At 72.7% G+C, this 21,884-nt stretch carries 19 protein-coding genes and 3 tRNA genes; 7 read left to right on the top strand and 15 right to left on the bottom strand.

What is annotated here, in order from left to right:
• Nucleotides 1-41: 41 nt before the first annotated feature.
• From ACFYL6_RS05895 to ACFYL6_RS05885, 3 genes are read left to right on the top strand one after another with little or no spacing between them, the layout of a single operon-like run.
• Nucleotides 42-2,405 (top strand): RNA degradosome polyphosphate kinase, encoded by a 2,364-nt coding sequence (locus tag ACFYL6_RS05895; RefSeq protein WP_387168019.1) that lies wholly within the window; start codon nucleotides 42-44, stop codon nucleotides 2,403-2,405.
• Between the two features lie 24 nt (nucleotides 2,406-2,429).
• The gene (locus ACFYL6_RS05890) at nucleotides 2,430-3,950 is read left to right on the top strand and encodes a CHAD domain-containing protein (protein WP_387168016.1); all 1,521 of its coding nucleotides are present in this window, start codon (nucleotides 2,430-2,432) and stop codon (nucleotides 3,948-3,950) included.
• Entirely contained in the window at nucleotides 3,938-4,816 is an 879-nt protein-coding gene (locus ACFYL6_RS05885) for an NUDIX domain-containing protein (RefSeq protein ID WP_387168013.1), read from the top strand. Before ACFYL6_RS05890 ends, ACFYL6_RS05885 begins: the two co-directional genes overlap by 13 nt.
• Nucleotides 4,817-4,863: 47 nt before the next feature.
• Here the strand turns inward: ACFYL6_RS05885 and ACFYL6_RS05880 are convergent, their stop codons facing one another.
• The 4 genes from ACFYL6_RS05880 to leuC all read right to left on the bottom strand — a co-directional run bounded on the left by ACFYL6_RS05880 (nucleotide 4,864) and on the right by leuC (nucleotide 9,875).
• Nucleotides 4,864-6,810 (bottom strand): endonuclease/exonuclease/phosphatase family protein, encoded by a 1,947-nt coding sequence (locus ACFYL6_RS05880; RefSeq protein WP_387168010.1) that lies wholly within the window; start codon nucleotides 6,808-6,810, stop codon nucleotides 4,864-4,866.
• 161 nt (nucleotides 6,811-6,971) lie between these two features.
• Nucleotides 6,972-7,655, bottom strand: coding sequence for an HU family DNA-binding protein (locus tag ACFYL6_RS05875; RefSeq protein ID WP_387168007.1), 684 nt, complete (start codon nucleotides 7,653-7,655; stop codon nucleotides 6,972-6,974).
• Nucleotides 7,656-7,827: 172 nt separating this feature from the next.
• On the bottom strand, nucleotides 7,828-8,415 hold the full coding sequence (gene leuD / locus ACFYL6_RS05870) for a 3-isopropylmalate dehydratase small subunit (protein ID WP_387168004.1): 588 nt from the start codon (nucleotides 8,413-8,415) through the stop codon (nucleotides 7,828-7,830).
• Nucleotides 8,416-8,429: 14 nt separating this feature from the next.
• Nucleotides 8,430-9,875 (bottom strand): 3-isopropylmalate dehydratase large subunit, encoded by a 1,446-nt coding sequence (leuC, locus tag ACFYL6_RS05865; protein WP_196921480.1) that lies wholly within the window; start codon nucleotides 9,873-9,875, stop codon nucleotides 8,430-8,432.
• A 49-nt stretch (nucleotides 9,876-9,924) separates the two neighbouring features.
• Here leuC and ACFYL6_RS05860 point away from each other — a divergent pair, with 49 nt between their 5' ends.
• Nucleotides 9,925-10,611, top strand: coding sequence for an IclR family transcriptional regulator (locus tag ACFYL6_RS05860; RefSeq protein WP_007456408.1), 687 nt, complete (start codon nucleotides 9,925-9,927; stop codon nucleotides 10,609-10,611).
• Nucleotides 10,612-10,826: 215 nt separating this feature from the next.
• Here the strand turns inward: ACFYL6_RS05860 and ACFYL6_RS05855 are convergent.
• The 4 genes from ACFYL6_RS05855 to ACFYL6_RS05840 all read right to left on the bottom strand — a co-directional run bounded on the left by ACFYL6_RS05855 (nucleotide 10,827) and on the right by ACFYL6_RS05840 (nucleotide 12,266).
• Nucleotides 10,827-10,899 (bottom strand) — tRNA-Glu (locus tag ACFYL6_RS05855).
• Nucleotides 10,900-11,075: 176 nt separating this feature from the next.
• A tRNA-Glu gene (locus ACFYL6_RS05850) sits at nucleotides 11,076-11,148 on the bottom strand.
• A 134-nt stretch (nucleotides 11,149-11,282) separates the two neighbouring features.
• Nucleotides 11,283-11,354: transfer RNA gene (locus ACFYL6_RS05845), tRNA-Gln, on the bottom strand.
• 108 nt (nucleotides 11,355-11,462) lie between these two features.
• The gene (locus tag ACFYL6_RS05840) at nucleotides 11,463-12,266 is read right to left on the bottom strand and encodes a fumarylacetoacetate hydrolase family protein (protein ID WP_282262034.1); all 804 of its coding nucleotides are present in this window, start codon (nucleotides 12,264-12,266) and stop codon (nucleotides 11,463-11,465) included.
• Nucleotides 12,267-12,440: 174 nt separating this feature from the next.
• Between ACFYL6_RS05840 and ACFYL6_RS05835 the strand changes: the two genes are divergently transcribed.
• Both ACFYL6_RS05835 and ACFYL6_RS05830 read left to right on the top strand, forming a co-directional pair.
• Nucleotides 12,441-13,919: a hypothetical protein gene (locus ACFYL6_RS05835; protein WP_387168000.1), complete on the top strand. Its 1,479-nt coding sequence runs from the start codon at nucleotides 12,441-12,443 to the stop codon at nucleotides 13,917-13,919.
• A gap of 34 nt (nucleotides 13,920-13,953) precedes the next feature.
• Entirely contained in the window at nucleotides 13,954-14,820 is an 867-nt protein-coding gene (locus ACFYL6_RS05830) for a 3-methyladenine DNA glycosylase (RefSeq protein WP_387167997.1), read from the top strand.
• Nucleotides 14,821-14,833: 13 nt separating this feature from the next.
• Here ACFYL6_RS05830 and arfB read toward each other — a convergent pair whose 3' ends face one another.
• The 7 genes from arfB to ACFYL6_RS05795 form a co-directional block, all read right to left on the bottom strand.
• Entirely contained in the window at nucleotides 14,834-15,259 is a 426-nt protein-coding gene (gene arfB, locus ACFYL6_RS05825) for an alternative ribosome rescue aminoacyl-tRNA hydrolase ArfB (protein ID WP_387167994.1), read from the bottom strand.
• 34 nt (nucleotides 15,260-15,293) lie between these two features.
• Entirely contained in the window at nucleotides 15,294-15,590 is a 297-nt protein-coding gene (locus ACFYL6_RS05820) for a hypothetical protein (RefSeq protein ID WP_238659950.1), read from the bottom strand.
• Nucleotides 15,591-15,688: 98 nt separating this feature from the next.
• On the bottom strand, nucleotides 15,689-16,543 hold the full coding sequence (locus ACFYL6_RS05815) for a S1C family serine protease (RefSeq protein ID WP_387167991.1): 855 nt from the start codon (nucleotides 16,541-16,543) through the stop codon (nucleotides 15,689-15,691).
• A 38-nt stretch (nucleotides 16,544-16,581) separates the two neighbouring features.
• Nucleotides 16,582-17,541 (bottom strand): VWA domain-containing protein, encoded by a 960-nt coding sequence (locus ACFYL6_RS05810; protein ID WP_387167987.1) that lies wholly within the window; start codon nucleotides 17,539-17,541, stop codon nucleotides 16,582-16,584.
• Nucleotides 17,538-18,560: a DUF58 domain-containing protein gene (locus ACFYL6_RS05805; RefSeq protein WP_387167985.1), complete on the bottom strand. Its 1,023-nt coding sequence runs from the start codon at nucleotides 18,558-18,560 to the stop codon at nucleotides 17,538-17,540. Before ACFYL6_RS05805 ends, ACFYL6_RS05810 begins: the two co-directional genes overlap by 4 nt.
• Nucleotides 18,557-19,606 carry an AAA family ATPase gene (locus ACFYL6_RS05800; RefSeq protein WP_387167982.1) on the bottom strand — a complete coding sequence of 350 codons (1,050 nt, stop codon included), beginning with the start codon at nucleotides 19,604-19,606 and terminating at the stop codon, nucleotides 18,557-18,559. Before ACFYL6_RS05800 ends, ACFYL6_RS05805 begins: the two co-directional genes overlap by 4 nt.
• Nucleotides 19,607-19,880: 274 nt before the next feature.
• Nucleotides 19,881-20,390, bottom strand: a complete 510-nt coding sequence (locus ACFYL6_RS05795; RefSeq protein ID WP_387167979.1) for a hypothetical protein — start codon at nucleotides 20,388-20,390, stop codon at nucleotides 19,881-19,883.
• Between the two features lie 387 nt (nucleotides 20,391-20,777).
• Here ACFYL6_RS05795 and ACFYL6_RS05790 point away from each other — a divergent pair, with 387 nt between their 5' ends.
• Complete coding sequence (locus tag ACFYL6_RS05790) at nucleotides 20,778-21,716, top strand: endonuclease/exonuclease/phosphatase family protein (RefSeq protein WP_387168268.1); 939 nt, start codon at nucleotides 20,778-20,780, stop codon at nucleotides 21,714-21,716.
• Nucleotides 21,717-21,884: the final 168 nt, after the last annotated feature.

Genomic DNA, 21,884 nt, shown 5'->3' with positions numbered 1-21,884 from the left:
AGTTCATTTTGCGTTTACCGTAATCGGGTGATTATGAGCGGGTGAGCACCCCTCGCGAGCAACCGGCCCACCCGCCCGCCACCGACCTCCGCAACGGCTCCCGTACGCGCGGCACCGACGGACGCTTCCGCCCGTCCCGCGCCGAACGCGCCGGCGCCGCCCGCGCCGACACGCTCGCCGACGATCCCGGCGCCGCCTCCTCCGGCCTGGACGAGGTCATCGAGCCCGCGCCGAAGATCGACGCGGACGGCCCGTCCGCCGGTGACGTCCACCCGATCCTGCCGGACGACCTGCCGACCGGTACCGCACCCGAGGACGACGACGAGGCCCCGGCGGCCCCGCCGCTGCCGGAGGACCGGTTCCTCAACCGGGAGCTGTCCTGGCTCGACTTCAACGCCCGGGTGCTCACCCTGGCCGAGGACCAGCGCACCCCGCTGCTGGAACGGGCCAAGTTCCTGGCCATCTTCGCCAGCAATCTCGACGAGTTCTACATGGTGCGCATCGCCGGGCTGAAGCGGCGTCTCTCCGCCGGCCTGCCGGTGCGCGGCGGCGACCGGCTGCCCCTGCGGACGCAGTTGGAGCTGATCGCCGAGCGGACCGCCGCCCTGGGTGCCCGGCACGCCGCCTGCTTCGTCGACGACGTGCTGCCCAAGCTGGCCGACGAGGGCATCCGGATCCTGCGCTGGGGTGAGCTGGGCGACGGCGAGCGGGAGCGGCTGCGCACCTACTTCCGCGAGCACATCTTCCCGGTGCTGACCCCGCTCGCGGTGGACCCGGCGCACCCGTTCCCGTACATCTCGGGGCGGTCGCTGAACCTGGCGGTGGCGGTTCGTGACCCGGACGGCGGTTCGGAGCTGTTCGCCCGGGTGAAGGTGCCCAACAACGTCCCCCGCTTCGTCCGGGTGGACCGGGACCAGCCGGGTGTCCGGATGCTGCCGGTGGAGGACCTGATCTCGGTGCACCTGGGGCAGTTGTTCAGTGGCATGCAGGTGGTCGAGTGCCACCTGTTCCGGGTCACCCGCAACGCCGAGGTGGAGGTCGACGAGGACCGCGACGAGGACCTGCTCCAAGCCTTGGAGCGGGAGCTGGCCCGGCGCCGGTTCGGTCCCCCGGTCCGCCTGGAGGTCGCCGCGTCCATCTCCGACCACATGTTGGAGCTGCTCGTTCGCGAACTGGACATGGACGACCAGGACGTCCTGCGGGTGCCCGGCCTGCTGGACCTGTCGGCGCTGTGGCAGGTCTACGGCGAGGCGGACCGGCCGGACCTGAAGGACCCGCCGTTCGTGCCGGCCACCCACCCCCGGCTCGCCGAGGGTGAGGTGCCCCGCAGCGTCTTCTCCACCCTGCGCGACGGGGACATCCTGGTGCACCACCCGTACCACTCGTTCGCCACCAGCGTGCAGCGCTTCATCGAGCAGGCCGCCGCCGACCCGAACGTGCTGGCCATCAAGCAGACCCTCTACCGGACCAGCGGCGACTCCCCGATCGTCGACGCGCTCGTCGACGCGGCCGCCGCCGGCAAGCAGGTGGTGGTGCTGGTGGAGGTGAAGGCCCGCTTCGACGAGGTGGCCAACATCGGCTGGGCCCGCACGCTGGAACGCGCCGGCTGCCACGTGGTGTACGGCCTGGTCGGCTTGAAGACGCACTGCAAGACCGCGCTGGTGGTCCGGCAGGAGGGCAACCAGATCCGGCGCTACTGCCACATCGGCACCGGCAACTACCACCCGAAGACGGCCCGACTGTACGAGGACTTCGGCATGCTCACCGCCGACCCGGAGATCGGCGCCGACCTCACCGACCTGTTCAACGTGCTCACCGGGTACAGCCGGCAGACCGCGTTCCGGCGGTTGCTGGTCGCCCCGCAGGGCATCCGCAGCGGGCTCATCGAGCGGATCGAGCGGGAGATCTCGCACGTCCGCCTGGGCATGCCCGGCCTGGTCCAGTTCAAGGTCAATTCCCTGGTCGACGAGGGGGTGACCGACGCGCTGTACCGCGCCTCCCGGGCCGGCGTCCACGTCGACCTACTCATCCGGGGCATGTGCACGCTGCGCCCCGGGGTGCCGGGGTTGTCGGAGAACATCCGGGTCCGCTCGATCCTCGGCCGGTTCCTGGAACACTCCCGGGTCTTCCGGTTCGGCAACAACGGCGAGGCCGAGTTCTGGATGGGCTCGGCCGACCTCATGCACCGCAACCTGGACCGTCGGGTGGAGGCGCTGGTGCAGGTGACCGACCCGATCGCCCGCGCCGAGCTGGACCAGGTGCTCACCGCCGCGATGAGCCCCGAAGTGGACGCCTTCGAGTTGGCCGGCGACGGCACCTGGACCCGGCGTACCGGCGGTGACAACACCGCCCGGGCCCATCTGCAGGAACTGCTGCTGCGCCGCGTCGGTGGCACGGCCAGCTGACCGCGCAGCGCATAGGCTGAGCTGATGGTCGAGGAGGAGCAGAAGTACGAGGTGGACGACGCCTATGTGCTGCCGGACCTGGCCGGCACGGCCCCGGCCGGCGGTCGGGTCCGGGAGCTGCCACCGGTGACGCTGGTGGCCCGCTACCTCGACACGGTCGACCTGCGGCTGGCCCGGGCCGGTGCCTCGCTGCGTCACCGCCGGGGTGACGAGCTGCCCTGGACGGTGAAACTCCCCACCGGGACGCCGGGCGTCCGGCACGAGATCTCCCGTCCCGGTCCGAAGGGGCAGCCGCCACCGGAGCTGGTGGAGTTGGTCACCGTCCTGCACCGGGGGGCGCCGCTGGCCCCGGTGACGGTGGTGCGGACGGTGCGGCACGCGTACGAGGTGTGTGACCGGGCCGGCACGGTGCTCGCCGAGGTGGTGGACGACCGGGTGACAGTGCTCGACGACGCCGGCACCACCACCGACACGTTCCGCGAGCTGGAGGTGGAGCTGAAGGCCGGCGAGCGGGAGCTGCTCGACCGGGTCGGCGAGGTCCTGCGGGAGGCTGGCGCCCAGGGCGGGTCGTTCACGCCGAAGCACGTACGGGCGCTGGGCGCGGCGGCGCAGGCCGATGCGGACCTGGTCGCGCCCGGCGGGCTGCCCGCCGAGCCGAGCGCCGGTGACGTGGTGACCGAGGCGGTACGCAAGGAGATCCGCCGGCTGTTGGCGCACGACCCGCTGGTCCGGCTGCGCGCCCCGGCCGCCGGCGACGACACCGCCGTGCACCAGATGCGGGTGGCCTGTCGACGCCTGCGCAGTGATCTGCGCACCTTCAAACCGTTGCTGCGCAAGACCTGGTCCCGCCCGCTGCGCACCGAGCTGCGCTGGTTGGCCGGTGTCCTCGGCGCGGCCCGCGACGCCGAGGTGCTGCGCGCGCGGCTGCGCCGGACCGCCGACGCCGACCCGCTGAGCCCGCTCGACCAGGGCGCGGTGGACCGGCTCGACGAGGTGCTCGCCGAACGGCAGCGGCGGGCGCTCACCGCCATCGACGAGACGCTGCGCTCCGCGCGCTACCTGGCCCTGGTGGACGCCCTGGTGCTGGCCTCCCGCGCGCCCCGACTCACCGGCCGGGCGGCCGCGCCCGCCGCACAGGCGCTACCCGCGCTGGTGGCGCGCCCCTGGCACCGGTTGACCGGGCCGGACGGCGTCGACGGGCTCGACGCGCAGTCGCCGGACGACCGCTGGCATGCCGTTCGCAAGGAGGGCAAGCAGGCCCGGTACGCGGTCAACGCGGTGGCCCCGACGGTCGGCAAGGGAGCGCGCCGGCTGTCCCGCGCCCTCGCCCGGGTGCAGGACGTGCTCGGCGAGCACCAGGATGCGGCGGTGGCGGCGGACACCTGGCTGGAGATCGCCGCCGAGCGGCCGGACGACCACGAGCTGGCGGTCACCGCCGGGCGGCTGGCCGAGCGGGAACGCCTGTCGGTACGCCGGATGCGGGGTCTCCTCCCGGCCGCCTGGCACCGGGCAACCCGGCGACGGCGGACCAGTTGGCTGCCGTGACGGGCATCCGGGCGGCGGGCGGGGTGGCCTGGCGGCCGACCGACGACGGCGTACGCGTCTGCGTGGTGCACCGCCCCCGCTACGGTGACTGGACGCTGCCGAAGGGCAAACTGGAGCCGGGCGAGCACGCGCTGGCCGCGGCGGTCCGTGAGGTGGCCGAGGAGGCCGACGTGCGGGGTGTGCCGCAGGTTCGGCTGCCGTCCGTGCGCTACCGCAGCGAGGGGCAGCCCAAGCTTGTCGACTACTGGTCGATGCTCGCTGTGGCCAGCGGCGGTTTCCAACCGGGCACCGAGGTGGACGACATCCGCTGGCTCGCGGTGGACGACGCGATCCGGTTGGTCAGCTACCCCCACGACGCCGAGGTGTTGGCGGCGTTCGCCGCGCTGCCGTCGGTGACGGCGACCGTCGCGCTGGTCCGGCACGCGCACGCCGGTAAGCGGGCCACCTGGTCCGGCCCGGACGTCGGACGGCCGCTGGACGCCGAGGGGTGGGCCCAGGCGAACGCGCTGGCCGGGCTGATCGCCCTGATCCGACCGGCCCGGCTGGTGTCGGCGTCGCCACGACGGTGCGTGCAGACCCTCGACCCCGCCGCCGCGTTGCTCGACCTGCCGATCGAGATCTGCGGCGACCTGGACGAGCCACAACCCGGCCAGCAGAGCGACGAGCAGGTTCTGGCCACCGCCGCTCGGCTGCTGGAGCTGGCCGGCACCGGTGGGCAGGCGGCGGTGTGCAGCCAGGGCAAGGTCCTGCCGGGCGCCCTGGAGCGGCTGACCGGCCGCACCGATGAGGACTTCGCCACCCCGAAGGGCGGCGGCTGGCTGCTCGCCTTCGCCGCCGACCGGCTGCTGGCCGCCGACCGCCTGTAGGGCCCGCGTCCGCACGGGCCCGCGCTCGTCAGCGGGGCGGCAGGGCTTCAGCGGGGCGGCAGGGTCACTGTCACCGCGACCGGCAGGTGGTCGCTGGCCGTGCTGCGCGGGGCCACCGGATCACCCGGGGTCAGGTCGGGCGAGACGAAGATGTGGTCGATCTGCTGGCGCGGGTCGTCCGCCGGGCTGGTCGCCAGCGGTCGGGCGGCGGCCAACGCGTCGACCAGGCCCGCCCTGGCGAACTCCGCGAACGCCTCGTCGCCCGGCTCGGTGTTCAGGTCACCCGCCACCACCAGCGGCCGGCCGGCCGCGTACCCGGTGGCGAAGTCGGCGACCGCGCGGGCCTGGACCACCGGGCCCTTGCCCGGCGGCGGTTGCAGGTGGGTGCTGACCACTGCGGTACGGACACCGTCACCGAGGTCCAGCGTGACGGCGAGGGCCTGCGCTCCGGTGGGCGCACCGACGGCGGCCAGCGGCAGGGTCCGCGGATCGCGCACCGGCCAACGGCTGAGCACCGCGTCACCCCAGACGGGGTCGGCGGCCGGCCCGAAGACGTACGGCATACCGAGCCGGTCTGACAACAGGTCCAGGGTGTCGTGCCCGCCGTTGAGCAGCCAGGCCCGGTCCACCTCGCTGAGCAGCACCACGTCGGGCCGTTGCCGGTCGACGACCTCGGCGAGGCCGCTCAGGTCGAACCGGCCGTCCAGCCCGAACCCCATCCGGATGTTGTACGCCACCACTGTCAACCGCTCCGGCGGGCCCTCCCGGTTGCTGGCCACCGGCACCTCGTCGGCGAGCACCGGCGCCAGCAGGGCCAGCGCGGTGACCGCGGCGGCGGTCCGTAGCGGTGGAAACGGCCCGGAAAACCGGTGGACGACGGGACGCGCGGTGAACGCCACGGCGGCGATCAGCACAGCCACCACCACCGGCACCGCCGCGTTGGGGTAGCCGAGGTCGTAGGCCGAGTAGTAGCCGACCGCCCCCAGCGCGAAGACGAGCATGCCGGCGGCGACCGCGTACCCCCGCCGGGAGGCGCTGGAGCCGGCGCTCGCGGTGTCGCTGTCCGGGTGGCTGGCGTCGTCGGTCAGGGCGAGGCAGGCGCCGAGACCGACCGCGGCGAGGAGGATGGCCGGCAGGAGCAGGTCACCTCGGTCGAGGGCGAACAGCACCGCGCCGGCGAGCAACGCCACCGGGCCGTACGCTCGGCCCCACCCGTGTGGCGGCCGGGTCAACGCGGCGCACAGGAACCCGGCGACCGCCACCGGCACCGGTGCCAGGCCGAACAGCGGCGAACGAGCCACACCATCCCCGGCGACCAGGTACGACATCCCGGTCCGAGCCAGGGCCGGGGAGAGCGCCACCATTCCGGCCAGCAGCAGCGCGGGCCCGGCCAGCAGCCAGGCCCCAGATCCACCAGGACCGACCGGGGCGCCAGCGGGGCCAGCAGGGGCTTCAGCGGGGCCAGCGAGGGCGGCACCGAGGCGCTGAGCGGGTTGCGCCGTGCCGACCAGGAACACCACCACCGCGACCGCGCTGAGCAGCCAGGCCACCCAGTCGCCCCGCCAGACCAGGTCGACGGTGTCCAGCACGGCGTGCACTGCCGCGTTGACCGCGAACCCCAACGCCAGCCCCGGGACCGGTCGGTCGGTGTCGGCGGCGACGCCGACCAGCCAGACCAGCCCGGCGAGCAACCCGGCGGTGGCCAACCAGAGCTGCGTACGCCCGCCGGGAGCGGCGGTGAGCGTGAGCCGGGCGACGGCGAGCGCGACAGCGGCGACGACCGTGACCGGGCGGGCTCCGACTCGGCGGACCACGGCGGGTGCGCCCAGCGCGAGCACGAACCAGCCGAGGGCGAACGCTCCCATCAGCTCGGCCGGGGTGGACGCCGCCTGACCGAAGATGGTGATGATGCCGGGCAGCCAGACCCGCAGCACGTCGATGAGGAGAAGCACGCCCAGCGCGAGCGTCCCGGTGGTGAGCTGGCGGTAGCGCACCGGCGCCCCATTTCCCGTCGGCGGACCGGCGGAGGGGGGCCGGCACGGCGATTCTGCGCGAGCGGGGCAACCGGGTCAACGGTTCCCGTACGCCGAGAGGCCGCCCCGGTACGCCGAAAGGGCGCCCACCCACGGGTGGACGCCCTTGCGGTGCGGGTCGGTCAGCGCTTGCTGGCCGCCTTCTTGGCCGGAGCCTTCTTCGCCGGCGCCTTCTTGGCCGCCGTGCTCTTGCTCGCCGTCGCGGTGGTCTTCTTCGCCGCGGTCGACCGGGTCGCCGCGGTGGTCTTCTTCGCCGCGGTGGTCTTCTTGCTGGCGGCCGTCTTGGTCGCCGTGGTGCTCTTGCTCGCCTTGGCCGGGGCGGTCTTCTTGCTGGCGGCCGTCTTGGTCGCCGTGGCGGTCTTGCTCGCCTTGGCCGGGGCGGTCTTCTTACTGGCCGCCTTGGCCGTGGTCGCCTTGGTGCCCGCCGCCTTCGCGGTGGTCGCCTTGGTGCCGGTCGCCTTCGTGCCCGCCGCCTTGGCCGTGGCGGTGCTGGCGGCGGTCTTCTTCGCCGCCACCGCGGCCTTCGGCACCTTGCCGCTGGCCACCATCTCCTTGAACCCGGCGCCGGGGCGGAAGGTCGGGACTGACGTCTTCTTGACCTTCACCGCCTCGCCGGTACGCGGGTTGCGCGCTGTTCGCGCGCCACGCACACGCTTTTCGAATGCTCCGAATCCGGTGATCGCCACCTTCTCGCCCTTGGTGACCGCCGCCTGGACCTCGGTGAGGACCGCGTCGAGCGCGGCCGTCGCCATCTTCCGGTCCCCCAGGCGAACGGCGAGCGCCTCGATGAGCTCGGCCTTGTTCACGACTTCCTCCCGATTGTGCAACTGACTCGTCGCGAGCCATTCTGCGCGCACGGTATGCCCTGTGCTGCCGGGACACAAACATTCGGTAGAAAAAAGCCCTTGTGTCGTAACGGATTCACCCCCACCGGATGGCCCGATGGGGGTGAAATCCGCTGTGCGAGCGGCCTAACGGCTATGCCACGGAGGGCAGGAACGGCAGTCGGCGCGCCTCGTAGGAGTCGATGTCGGCGGCGTGGCGGAGGGTGAGTCCAATGTCGTCGAGGCCTTCCAGAAGCCGCCAACGGCTGAAGTCGTCCAGCGGGAACGACCAGCTGGCGTCCCCCGCCCGGAGCTGGCGGGCGGTCAGGTCGACGGTCACTTCAGTGGTCGGATCCGTCTCGATCAGGTCCCACAACTCTTCGACGGCTTTCAATTCCAACTCGACCGGCAACAGACCCTCCTTGAGGGCGTTGCCGCGGAAGATGTCACCGAAGCGCGGGGCCACCACCGCGCGGAAGCCCCAGTCCCGTAGCGCCCAGACGGCGTGCTCCCGGGAGGAGCCGGTGCCGAACTCCGGGCCGGCGATGAGGATCGACGCCCCAGAATAGTTTTCATCGTTGAGTACGAATGCCGGATCTTCCCGCCAGGCGCTGAACAGCCCGTCGGCGAAGCCCGTCCGCGTCACCCGCTTGAGGTACACGGCGGGGATGATCTGATCGGTGTCCACGTTGGACCGGCGCAGCGGCACGGCGGTGCCGGTGTGGGTGGTGAACTTGTCCATCTCGTCGGTCCCTTCTACAGGTCGGCGGGGGCGGCCAGCCGGCCGACCACGGCGGTGGCGGCGGCCACCGGCGGGGAGACCAGGTGGGTACGCCCACCCCGGCCCTGACGGCCCTCGAAGTTGCGGTTCGAGGTGGAGGCGGAGCGCTCGCCCGGCTTCAGCGTGTCGGGGTTCATCCCCAGACACATGGAGCAGCCGGCGAACCGCCACTCGGCCCCGGCGTCGGCGAAGACCTTGTCCAGCCCCTCGGCCTCGGCGGCCTCGCGTACGGCGGCGGAGCCGGGCACCACGAGCATCCGGACGCCGTCGGCGACCCGGTGGCCACGCAACACGTCGGCGGCGGCGCGCAGGTCCTCCAACCGGCCGTTGGTGCAGGACCCTACGAAGACCACGTCGATGGGCAGCTCCCGCAGCGGGGTGCCGGGGCGCAGATCCATGTACTCCAGGGCCCGGCGGGCGGCGGTGCGCTCCGAGTCGGTGGTGAACTCCTCCGGGTCCGGAACCGGTGCGCTCAGCGGCGCCCCCTGCCCGGGGTTGGTGCCCCAGGTGACGAACGGGGTGATCCGGCTGGCGTCCAGGGTGACCTCGGCGTCGAAGCGCGCGCCCTCGTCGGTGGGCAGCGTCCGCCACCACGCCACCGCCGCGTCCCAGTCCGCGCCCTGCGGCGCGTTCGGCCGACCCTTGAGGTACGCGAACGTGGTCTCGTCCGGCGCGATCATGCCGGCCTTGGCGCCCCACTCGATGGACATGTTGGCGATGGTCATCCGCCCCTCCATGGAGAGGGCGCGGATCGCCTCGCCGCGGTACTCCACGATGTGCCCGCGACCCCCACCCGTGCCGACCTGCGTGATCAGCGCGAGCACCAGGTCCTTGGCGGTCACGCCGGGGGCGAGGCGGCCGGTGACGTTCACGGCCATCGTCTTCGGCCGGCTCTGCGGCAGCGTCTGGGTGGCCAGCACGTGCTCCACCTCGCTGGTGCCGATGCCGAAGGCGAGCGCGCCGAAGGCGCCGTGGGTGGCGGTGTGCGAGTCGCCACAGACGATCGTCAGGCCCGGCTGGGTGAGACCGAGCTGCGGGCCGATCACGTGCACGATGCCCTGGTTGTCGTCGCCGAGCGGGTGCAACCGCACCCCGAACTCGGCGCAGTTGCGGCGCAACGTCTCGATCTGCGTACGCGACGTGGGGTCCGCGATGGTGAGCAGGTCACCACGGCGGAGGCGGAACGCCGGGTCGGCGTACCCGGTCGGGGTGTTGTGGTCCTCGGTCGCGAGGGTCAGGTCGGTACGACGCACCCGGCGCCCGGCGAGCCGCAGCCCGTCGAACGCCTGCGGGCTGGTCACCTCGTGCAGCAGGTGCAGGTCGATGAAGAGCAGGTCCGGCTCACCAGCGGCGGACCGTACGACGTGCGCGTCCCAGACCTTCTCGGCCAGGGTCCTCGGCTCAGGAGTGACTCCCACCATCTGGACATCCTAAATTCTGGGAGGTAAGTTTCGGCTTGTGGGACACAGTATGAGCGGTGTCGGCGTTCTCGACAAGGCGGTGGTCATCCTGGCCGCCTGCGTGGACGGCGCCAGCCTGGCCGAACTCGTTGAACGCACCAAGCTGCCCCGGGCCACCGCACATCGCCTGGCCCAGGCCCTGGAGATCCACCGAATGCTGGTGCGGGACACCCAGGGCAGATGGCGGCCCGGCCCCCGCCTGGGCGAGCTGGCCAACGCCGCACCGGACGTTCTGCTGACCGCCGCCGAGCCACTGCTGGCCGCGTTGCGCGACGCCACCGGTGAGAGCGCGCAGCTCTACCTGCGCCGCGCCGACGAGCGGATCTGCGTGGCGGCGGCCGAGCGCGCCAGCGGCCTACGGGACACCGTTCCGGTCGGCTCGGTGCTGCCGATGACGGCCGGCTCCGCGGCCCAGATCCTGCTCGCCTGGGAGCCGCCGGAGGCGGTGATGCCGCTGCTACCGCGCAGCAAGTTCACCGGCCGCACCCTGGCCGAGGTACGCCGCCGCGGCTGGGCGCAGAGCGTCGCCGAGCGGGAGGCCGGTGTGGCGAGCGTCTCCGCCCCGATCCGCGACCGCACGGGCCGGGTGATCGCCTCGGTCAGCATCTCCGGCCCGATCGAACGCCTCGGCCGCCGCCCCGGCGAACGCCACGCCATGGCCGTGGTCCGAGCCGGCCAACGCCTATCCGGCCTCTAACCCGCTCCCCCCACCCGCCCCCACCCCCTCCCCACCCTCTCCCACCCACCCGCCCGCTCGCGGTGATCAAGAAGTTTGCGTCACGACACGCCGGAGCCGTTGACGCAAAGCTCTTGATCACCGAGGCGAGCGGGGGTCGGGCAGGATGGGGGACGGGGTGGGGGCAGGGGGACGAGAAAGGCTCATCTCGCGGAAGCGAGATGAGCCTTTGGTTGTAGCCCCGACCGGATTCGAACCGGCGCTACCGCCTTGAGAGGGCGGCGTCCTGGGCCACTAGACGACGGGGCCAGAACTTTTCCGTTCACCACCCTCGCGGGCCGTGCGAATGTAGTCTAGCGGCACCGTGCCCGGGCACGAGCGCGGGGTGGCGGGGTCACCCGAGGGCCGCGCGGCGAGCCGGAACGCGCCCCGGCGGCGGACACGAAACAGCCCGCCTCACCGGGTGAGACGGGCTGTGCACGATGTAGCCCCGACCGGATTCGAACCGGCGCTACCGCCTTGAGAGGGCGGCGTCCTGGGCCACTAGACGACGGGGCCAGAACAACTTTTGCTCCCCCACCTTAGCGGCGGAGGAGCTGCACTCTACCGAAGACCACCCTCCGCCCCCGAAGGGGCGGAGTCGAACTCCGTCAGAATCCAGCGTCTGGAAATTCTCGCGAATTCCAGCAGCGCTGGGGTACCAGGACTCGAACCTAGACTAACTGAACCAGAATCAGTCGGGCTGCCAATTACCCCATACCCCATTGGCCCCTTGCGGCGCCGGGAGTGAACTTTACCCTCCCGGTGCCGGCAGGCCAAATCCGATCCCCCCGAACCACCCGTGAGCTGCGGAAACAAGGGCATCAGACGGATCAGGCGACGGGGACCACCGGGTTGGTGAGCTCACCGATGCCGTCGATCCGCACGGTGACGGTATCCCCCTCGACAAGCGGGCTAACCCCGGCCGGAGTGCCGGTGAGAACGACGTCGCCGGGCAGCAGAGTCATCACGTGCGAGATGTACGACACCAGGCCCGGCACGTCGAAGACCATGTCCTTCGTCCGGCCGAGTTGGCGTACCTCCATCTCCTCCGGGTTGCGACCCACCTCACAGCGGATCTCCAGGTCGGAGACGTCCAGCCCGGTGGTGATCCACGGGCCGATCGGGCAGAACGAGTCGAAGCCCTTGGCCCGGGTCCACTGACCGTCCGAACGCTGGAGGTCGCGAGCGGTGACGTCGTTGGCGCAGGTGTAGCCGAAGATGGCGCGTTCGGCGGCGGCCCGGTCGGCGCGGCGCGCGCCGGGCGCCCCGATCACGACCGCCAGCTCGGCCTCGTGCTCGACCTGCTTGGAGAAGATCGGCAGTCGGATGGCGTCCCGGGGGCCGATCACCGAGGTGGACGGCTTGAGGAAGAGCAGCGGCTCCTTGGGCACGTCGTTGCCGAGCTCGGCGGCGTGGTCGGCGTAGTTGCGGCCGACACAGACGACCTTGCTGGGCAGGATCGGCGACAGCAGCCGAACGTCGGAGAGGGCCCACCGGGCCCCACTGAAGGAGAGTTTGCCGAACGGGTGGCCCTCGATCTCGGCGATGGTCAGGCCCTGCGGCCCGGCCTCCGGTTCGCCTTCGACGGCACCGAACGACATTCCCTTGGCATGGGCGAAACGAGCGATACGCACCCGGCCAATCTAGCCCCGCCGGCACCCCAACCGGCCAGGACCGGCGGTCGGGTGTGCTCAACCCGTCAGCGCGCGGCACCCTACCGGAGCTGGAGGTGACCGGGGCGGACTTCCCGACTTCGTACCCGCACGGAGGCGACCCGCCCCTAGCGTCGGCTCCGGAGGTTCGTTCGTATGCCTGCATCGACACGACACCACAGAGCCCTCGCAGTGTTCGTGCACTGCCTCGGCATCCTCGCCGCCGTGCCGGCCCTGCCGACGGCGGCTCCGGAGGCGGCGGCCGCGCCACGACCACCGGCCGCCGTGCCGCGGCCACCGGCCGCCACGCCACGACCAACGGCCAGCACGCCACAACCACTGGCTGCCACGCCACAACCAACGGCCGCCACGCCAGAGCCGGCGGGGGCCACACCGGCGGCCACCCGGCGACCGGTGGCGATGGTCGCGCGGGTGACCGAGCCCACTCCGCCCTCGGCGCCACCGGCGATGGCACCGCCGACCCGGGCACCGGCGTCGGCGCCCCCGCAACAGGTCACCGTGGCGGTCGCGACGGAGAGCAGCCCGGCACCGAGGTACCGGATCCAGGTGCGCAACGTGAGCAACTCGCCGTTGGAGACGACCGTGCGCCAGGAACTGCCGCCCGGCGCGTCGACCACCGCGATCAGCGGTGGTGGCCGGTCCACCCCGGCCGCCGGATCGGCCACCGAGGTGACCTGGCGGTTGCGGCTGCCCGCGCACAGCACCACCACGCTGGGCACCGCGCTCGCCGCGACCGCGCCAGGCCGGCCGTTGACCGCGCCGACCTGCGCGTTCACCAGTGACGGCAGCCGGCCGTACGACTGCGCCACGGCCACCTGGCAGGCGGCAGCGGCACCGGCGGCCGAGGTGACCGAGGCGCCGCCGTGGCGCCGCTACCCGGTGCTGCTCGCCGGACTGGCGGTCCTGCTGCTGATCAGCGCCACCCTGGTGTGGGTGTGGCGACGTCGGCGCGGGCGTCGGGTGACGGCTGCCGCACTGTCCACCGGCGGCGGGGCCGGCGGTGACCGCGGGACGGTCTATCCCCGGCCGGCCGCCCCGAGCCCGGTACGGCGTCGGCGTACCCCGCCGGTCTGGATGTTGGTGGGCGCCGCAGTCGTCGTGCTGGCCGCCGTCGTCGGCACCGCGGGTTGGACGGCGACCCGGCAGGTCGCGGCGATCGACACGCAGAAGCAGCCCACCAGCGGCGCGTGGATGGGCACCGGGGTCACCGGTGCGCTGGGCGTGCCGTTGCGCGAGTCGGCGTTCGAGTTCACCGTGTACCGGATGACCTGCGGCGCGCCCGGCACCGCCGGGAAGGCCGACGGCGGCGGTGCCGCACCGGCCAACGGCCGGCGCTGCGAGGCCACCGTGGGGGTGCGCAACGTCACCGGTGACCACCAGCCCTGGCACAGCGAGCTGCAACGGGCGTACCTGCCCGGCGGGCGCTGGGTGAGCGCCGACGAGTCGGCCACCCGGACGGCGAACCTGGGCCGGGACGTCTTCGCCGACCCGATGGCGGCGGGCACCCGGATGGTGCTCCCGCTGGTCTTCACCGTCGACGGGCGGGACCCGCCCCAGCAGCTGGAGCTGCGCAGCGGGGTGTTCTCCGCCGGGGTCCGGGTGCACATGCCCTGACCGGTGTGCGGGCGGCGGTCGTACCCTGGGGTGCGTGACCGCCGCCCTCGCCCCCGCCGTGCTCGACGTGGCGCAGTGGCAGGCCCGCCGGCGGGCCCACGAGGAGCGGGTGGACGTGTGGCTGACCCCGCACCTGGCCCGGCGGCGACGTGGTGAGCGGCATCCGGTGGCCGACTTCCTGTTCACCTACTACTCGCACCGCCCGGCCCAGCTACGTCGGTGGCACCCAGGGCCCGGGGTCGAGCTGCGCGACGCCGATCCGGCCGAGTTCGGCCGCGACTACCGCGCCGGCATCGCCGGGGTCACCCTCGACACCGATGGGGTACGCGCGCGCCGCGGCGAGTCGATCGTCTGGATCCGCTCCCTGCTGGCGGCGACGCGTGGACGGGCACCGCACTTCGGCTGCTTCGGGATGCACGAGTGGGCGATGGTCTACCGGCAGACCCGGGAGGAGCTGCGGCACAACGCCTGGCCGTTGCGGCTGAGCGCGGAGCACACCGCGGCGGTCGTCGAGGAGCGGGGTGTGCGGTGCAGCCACTTCGACGCGTTCCGGTTCTTCACCCCGCCGGCCCGGCCGTTGAACCTGCTCACCCCGACCCGGGAGACCCAGCACGCGCACGAGCAGCCGGGCTGCCTGCACGCCAACATGGATCTGTACAAGTGGGCGTACAAGTTGTCGCCGTTGGTCTGCTCGGAGTTGGTGGCCGACGCGTTCGACCTGGCCCGGGACATCCGCACGCTGGACATGCGGGCCAGCCCGTACGACCTGGCGGCACTGGGGTACCCGCCGGTGCGGGTGGAGACTCCGGACGGTCGGGCGGAGTACGCGGCGGCGCAGCGCGGGTTCGCCGAGCGGGCCGCGCTCCTGCGCGACCGGCTGCTCGCCGCCGTCCCGGCCTAGTCGTCGTCTCGGATCAGTCGTCGTCGGCGCGGCGGTCCCGCTTGCGCTGGGACTGGCGTTTCTTCTCGGCCAGCCGGCGCTCCTTGGCCCCGCGGGACGGGCGGGTCGCTCGGCGGGGCGGCGGTGGGGGCGCGGCAGCCTCGCGCAGCAGCGCGGTCATCCGCTCCCGGGCCGCCTCGCGGTTGGCCAGCTGGGCCCGGTGCTCGCTGGCGGCGATCGTCAGCACCCCGTCGACCAGGCGGTTGGCCAGCCGGGCCAGCGCCCGGGACCGCAGCGAGTCGGGTACGGCCGGGGAGTTGGCCAGGTCGTAGCTCAGCTCGACCCGGGAGTCGGCGGTGTTCACACCCTGCCCGCCCGGCCCCGACGAGCGGGAGAAGCGCTCCCGTAGCTCTCCGGCGGGGACGACCCACCGGTCGGTCACCCGCAGTCCGTCGTCCACGTCCCGAGGCTAACCCGCCACGACCCGCCAGGGGTTATCGGTGCGGAGGCTCACTCTGCGTCGGGGACTGGCTGGGCGCCGGCCCGGCGGTCTCCTCGTCGGAGCCGACCGCCGCGTACGCCACCGCGCCGAAGAGCAGCACCCCGATGACGGCGGCCTTCACGGCGACGCCGCGGATCAGCGACCAGGCGCCCCGGCGGGCGCCCGGCACCGACTTCTTGACGGTCTGGTAATCGTTCCACCCGCGTCGTGCCCGGGCGTACGCCGACCCCACTGCACATCCGATGACCAGGCCCACCAGCAGGAGGACCGTGAGAAGAGGACGCTCCACCTCCGCCAGTATCCATACCGAGCGTAATATTTCCATGGTCCGATGCCGTCCGGCCGGATATCTGACAGTGGTGGCCCCCGTCAGGGCGTTCGGGCAGCTCAGCCGCCCTTGCCGATGATCGTGTCGGCGGTCTGCTGCACCTGGTCGATCGGGATGGCGAACCCGATGCCGATCGAGCCGTTGCCGTCGATGGTGGCGATGGCGGTGTTCACCCCGACCACCTCCCCGCGCGCGTTGACCAGTGGCCCACCGGAGTTGCCGGGGTTGATGGACGCGTCGGTCTGCACCGCGCTGTGCCGGTTGTTGCCGAGCCGTACCTGCCGGTCGAGTGCGCTGACGATGCCCGCGGTGACCGTTCCGGCCAGACCGAGCGGTGAACCCACCGCGAGCACCGGCTCACCGACCCGGGTCACGCCCGGCTTGGCCAGGGGCAGCGGGGTCAGACCGGCCGACGGCGGCACCTTCAGCACCGCCAGGTCGCTGCGTGGCTCCCGCCCGACCACCTCGGCGGCGAACCGGCGGCCGTCGGGCAGCTCCACGGTCACCGGCCCGCCACCGCCCTTGGCCAGGATGTGGTCGTTGGTGATCAGGTGCTGCTGGTCGTCCACTGCGAAGCCGGAGCCGGTCGCGGACCCGCTGGTCGCGCCGCCGGCCAGTACCGACACCACCCCGGGTACGGTCCGCTCGGCCGCGGTGACCAGTTCGGCCGGCACCGGGGCGGCGGACGCCGCAGCCGGGCCACCAGCCCCGTCCCTGCTGGCCACCACGCCACCGGCGAGAGCACCGGAGACGGCCGAGACCGCCACCACGCCCAACACGGCGAGTAGCCGCCCAGGCCGTCGCCCGCCCGGGTCACGCTCGGGCGCGTCCCACCACCCGCGCCCGTCCGGGTCGAGTTCCGGTGAGATGAACCAGGGACCGCGCGGTTCGCCCAGTCCGGTCTGCACTGCCATGCGTACTCCTCACGGTCGACGTCGGTTGTGCGCGGTGGTCAGGGCAGCCGGGAGAACCAGCGCATCGAGCCGGCGGCGGCACCCATGGCGAACACCAGTCCGAGGCCGATGAACCGGGCCGAGATGTCCTGCCGCTCGGTGCGGTAGCCGACCGAGCTGCCGATGTCGTCGTAGACGGCCCGTAGCTCCTCGGTGGTGCTGGCCTCGTGGAACATCCCGCCGGTCTCCTCGGCGACCGCCTTGAGGGTCTGTCCGTCCACCGGCACCTGGATGGGCCGTCCCCCTCGGTCGACGAACCCGGACGGTGTGCCGAACGAGATCGCGTGCACCGGCACCTCCGCCTTCACCGCTTCCGCGGCCGCCTCCATCGGGTCCATCCCGGAGGTGTTGGCGCCATCGGAGAGCAGGATGACCCGGGCGGGTGGGGTCTCCTTCGCGGCCTCGCTGTCCAGGCTCTTGACCGCGCCGAGCGAGGTGTTGATGGCCTCGCCGATCGCGGTGCCTTGGACGCCGGTGATGCCCTCGGCGAGCCGGTCGATCCCCTCGTCGAGGGCGTCCCGGTCGGTGCCCGGGGGCACCAGCACGGCGGCGCTGCCGGCGAACGCGACGAGACCCACGTTGAACTCGTCGGGCAGGCCCTCGACGAAGCGCCGGGCAGCCTCCTTCGCCGCGGCCAACCGGTCCGGTTCGACGTCGGTGGCGAGCATCGACGTGGAGACGTCCACCGCCACCATCACCGTGGCCCGTTCCCGGGGCACCCGGACCTCGGCGCTCGGGCGGGCGAAGCCGACCACGAGCAGCGCCAGCATGGCCAGGAAGAGCCCGGCCGGTACGTGACGGCGCCAGGCGGGCCGCTCCGGCGCCACCCGGTCCAGCAGCCGCAGGTTGGTGAAGCGGACCGCGTACCGGCTGCGTCGGCGCTGCACGACCAGGTACGCGACGACCAGGGCGAGCACGCCGAGCAGCAGCCAGAGTCGCAGCGGCGACTGCCAGATCACGCGGCACCTCCCCGGTGCTGGCCCACCGGCGCGGCGGCCAACCGACGCTGGGCGTGCACGTGCCGGACGATGTCCGCGCTCCAGTCCCCGTCGGTGCGCAGCGGCAGATGGGTGGCCCCACTGCGGCGCAACGCCTGGTGGACCTGTTCGCGCTGGGCCACGGCGGCCTCGGCGTACCGCTCACGCAGCCCACGGTCCGATGTGCACACCTCGCGGTGCCGACCGGTCTCCGGGTCGACGAGCGTGATCAGGCCGACGTCCGGTAGTTCCAGCTCACGCGGGTCGGTCACCTCGATGGCGAGCACCTGGTGCCGGACGGCCAGCCGGCGCATGGTCCGCTCCCACGGAGCTGTCTGGCCGGGGTCGTCGGGCAGGCCGTCGAGGAAGTCGGAGACCACCACGACCAGCCCACGCCGGTTGGCGATCCGGTGCAGCGCGTCGAGCCCGTCGGCCAGATCGGGCGGGCGGGCCGCCGGCCCGCGCCCCGGCCCGTCGGTGGCCGCGGTGGCCCGCGGGGCGGCGAGCAGCGCGCGGAGCAGTGCGAGCAGGTGGGTACGCCCGCTGCGGGCCGGAAAGCGGCGTACCCCATCGGCGCGCAGCACCTGGGCGCCGAGGCGGTTGCCGACGCCCGCGGTCAGGAAACCGACCGCCGCGACGGCGGCCACGGCCAGCTCCCGTTTGTCCAGCTCGGCGGTGCCGAACTCCATGCTGGCGCTGCCGTCGACGAGCAGCCAGGTGGTCAACTCCCGGTCGGCGTCGACCTGCCGGACGTGCGGCACGGCGGTCCGGGCAGTCACCGCCCAGTCCATCCGGCGGACCTCGTCCTCGCCCGGCCGGTACTCGCGGCTGCCGGACGGTTCACTGCCCGGACCGGGCAGCAGACCGCGGTACTGGCCGTGCAGCAGGCCATTCAGCCGGCGCGTGACGGTCAGCTCCAGGCGGCGCAGGCGCTGGTCCGGGGCCAGTTCGGCGAGGCCGGGGTCGGCGGTCGCGGCGGTCGGGGCGTTCGCGCGTCTCATGCCGCCGCCAGATCTGGCGCCTGCTGCGGGTGTCCGGCGGCCAGCCGGGGCGGCGGCACCGCCTCGACGAGCCGGCGCACCAGGCTCTCGGCCGACACCCCGTCGGCCACCGCGTCGAAGGAGAGCACCAGCCGGTGGGCGAGGACGTCGACGGCCAGCTCACGGACGTCCTCGGGCAGTACGTACTCCCGCCCCCGCAGCAGGGCCTGTGCCCGGGCGGCCGCGACCAGGCCCAGGGTGGCCCGGGGGCTGGCCCCGTAGGCCAACAGCGGGGCGATCTCCGGCAGCCCGAACCGGCCCGGGTCGCGGGTGGCGAGGATCAGGCGCACCACGTACTCGGCCAACGCGTGGTGGACGAAGACCCGCTCGGCGTGGACCTGGAGGTCGCGCAGCCGTTGCGCGTCGAGCACCCGGCGCGGGGTCGGCCGGTCGGTGCTCATCCGGTAGAGGATGGCCAGTTCGTCGGCGTCGCTGGGGTAGTCGACCACCACCTTCATCAGGAACCGGTCACGCTGCGCCTCCGGGAGCTGGTAGACCCCCTCGGACTCGATCGGGTTCTGGGTGGCCAGCACCAGGAACGGCTCCGGGACCGGCCAGCTGCGCCCGCCGATCGAGACCTGCCGTTCGGCCATCGCCTCCAGCAGCGCCGACTGGACCTTGGCCGGGGCGCGGTTGATCTCGTCGGCCAGCACCAGGTTGGCCATGATCGGGCCCAGCTCGATGTCGAAGGTCTCCTTGGACGCCCGGTAGATCCGGGTGCCGACGATGTCGGAGGGCACCAGGTCCGGGGTGAACTGGATCCGGGAGAAGGTGCCGCCGACGACTGTCGCGAGGGTCTGCGCGGCCAGTGTCTTGGCCACGCCGGGTACGCCCTCCAGGAGGCAGTGTCCGTTGGCGACCAGGGCGGTGAGCAGGCGTTCGACGAGGCGATCCTGCCCGACGATCACGCGTTTGACCTCGAAGAGGGTCTGTTCCAGCTCGATGCCGGTCGGCTCCGGATCGACCGGGCTGGGCAGGCTGGCCAGGGTGTCCGAGATGTCCGTCACGGTGCTTGCTTCCCGGGCACACGCTCGGCAAACGTCGGATTGTGCGGCCCGGACCGGCCCGGAGTGGCCGGAATGGGGATGAGTCGCGCGGAAGGGTGACGACCGTCGCGAGTCCGTCGAGGAGCGCACAAGCATCAAGCGACAGGCCAGTGAGCGCCCGACCGGCACGAACCGGTCGAGGACGCCCACGCGGACCGCCGACTCGGTGGAGGAGTCCGCACGGACAGGGTCCGGCCCCCGCGCCGGAGGCGACGGGGGCCGGGTGTCGGTTGGGTCAGGGTGTGTGGGTGAGCAGGGTGAAGCCCAGGTCGGACGGAGTCCCAGCCGAGTTGCGGGTCTGCACCCAGACCGCGTTGGGCGTGCCCAGCCGCGGGGCGACCGAGACCTCTCCGCCCGGCGGGATGCAGCAGGAGTCGGACCGGGAGATGGTGGCCAGGAAGGCGCCGGCCGAGACGGTGTGGCCGAAGATCACCTCATACGCCCCGACACCCCACTTGAGCACCGTGCCGCCGCCGCGCGCCTTGGTGCCGTTGGAGTTGACGACGGTGAAGACGTTCGTGGCCACCAGTGGGGTGGCCGCACCCGCCTTCAGCGCGGCTTTCGCGATGCGCGCCGACTCGGCGGTGGCTGGCGGCTGGGCGTTCGTGCTGCGTGCCGCCGGCTGGGCCGCGTCCTGCGGTGCCTTCGCGGACGGCTGGGCGATAGCGATGCCCCCGCCGGCGAGACTGAGCCCCAGGACAGCGAACGTGACCGCCGCCACCTTACGTCGGAAGGATGTGCTCATGACAGGTCCCCCTTGTGTGACCGTGCGAATTCGGCCGACCCGCGGGGCGGGACGGATGACTGCCCATAAATAGGGACTACGACGACAGCTGGGCGGGGGGAAGCTGTCTCGCTCACACCCGACAAGATTGATTTCTCAGCAATCTGTATCCCCTCTGAGCTGCGGTTACTACTCAGAGTTGTGTCGTTTAAGCCAGATGGAACGTAGCACCGAAAAAAGCCGTCAGTCAATAGTTGATCTCGCTTTTCCGGAGTGTAAAGCAACCGTCAGATAATTGTGAAAGGTGAGCGCGCCACCATTCACGAAATGGTTTCGCCGGACCCGACTAGGATCATCGTCGTGATCATCGACGCTCCGCCCGCGCGCCGGAACGCCCGGCTCGGCACGGTGCTCTGCTGGCTTGCCGTCGCACCCACCGCACTCTGGGCGGCCGCCCGACTGCTCGGCCTGGACCGGGGGCCGTTGGTGCAGGCGCTCGCCTTCACGCCGTACGTCGCGGGCGGCAGCGTGCTGGTCCTGGCCCTCGCGCTCGCGCTGCGGCGCTGGTGGCCGGCGGCGCTCGCGGCCCTGGCGGCGGTGGCGTTGCTCGGCACCGTCACACCTCGGGCGCTGGCCAGCCCGCAGCCGGCGGCGGCCGGGCCGACCGTGCGGCTGCTCACCGCCAATCTGCTCGCCGGCGCCGGCGACGCGCGGACGCTCGTGGAGTTGGTCCGGCGACACCAGGTGGACGTGCTCACCGTGCAGGAGTTCACACCGGACGCGCAGGCTGCCCTTGATCAACTCGGCCTCGCCACCCTGCTGCCGCACCGGAAGCTCAACGCGGAGGTCGGCACACCCGGCTCCGGGCTCTACTCGCGGTGGCCGATCACCGACGTCGGCGTACGGCGCAACCTCGACGGTTGGGGCTTCAGCCAGGCGTACGCGACGGTGGCCGTCCCCGGTGGGCCCCCGGTCCGGGTCGAGTCGGCCCACCCCTCGGCGCCGTACGCGCTGGACCAGGTGGACGCCTGGCGTGCCGACCTGATCGCCCAACCACCGGCCACCCCGGACGGTGGCCTGCGGATCCTCGCCGGCGACTTCAACGCCACCCTCGACCACAGCCCCCTGCGGGCCCTGCTGCGCACCGGTTACGTCGACGCCGCCGACGCCACCGGAGAGGGCCTGACCGGCACCTGGGGTCCGTACGACGGTGACCTCATCCCACCCGTCACCATCGACCACGTCCTGGTCGACCACCGGATCGCGGTCCGCTCGGTACGGGTGTTCGCCGTACCCGGCAGCGACCACCGCGCCGTCCAAGCCACCCTCACCCTCCCCACCCCCTGACCCGCCCCGCCCTCGCGGCCCCACCCCACCCCGCCCCACCCCGCCCCGCCCCGCCCCGCCCCGCCCCGTCGATCTTGCACTTACTGTCCCGGCATCAGCGACAAAAGCGGCAGACCGTCGACACAAAGTGCAAGATCGCGAGAGTGGGGGGTGGGGGCGGTCCGGGGG

Origin of the sequence: Micromonospora sp. NPDC007208 (assembly GCF_042869175.1) — a bacterium.
GTDB classification, from domain to species: domain Bacteria; phylum Actinomycetota; class Actinomycetes; order Mycobacteriales; family Micromonosporaceae; genus Micromonospora; species Micromonospora foliorum.
The sequence above is the reverse complement of the archived record's forward strand: the minus strand, read 5'-3'. Positions and strand labels throughout refer to the sequence as shown.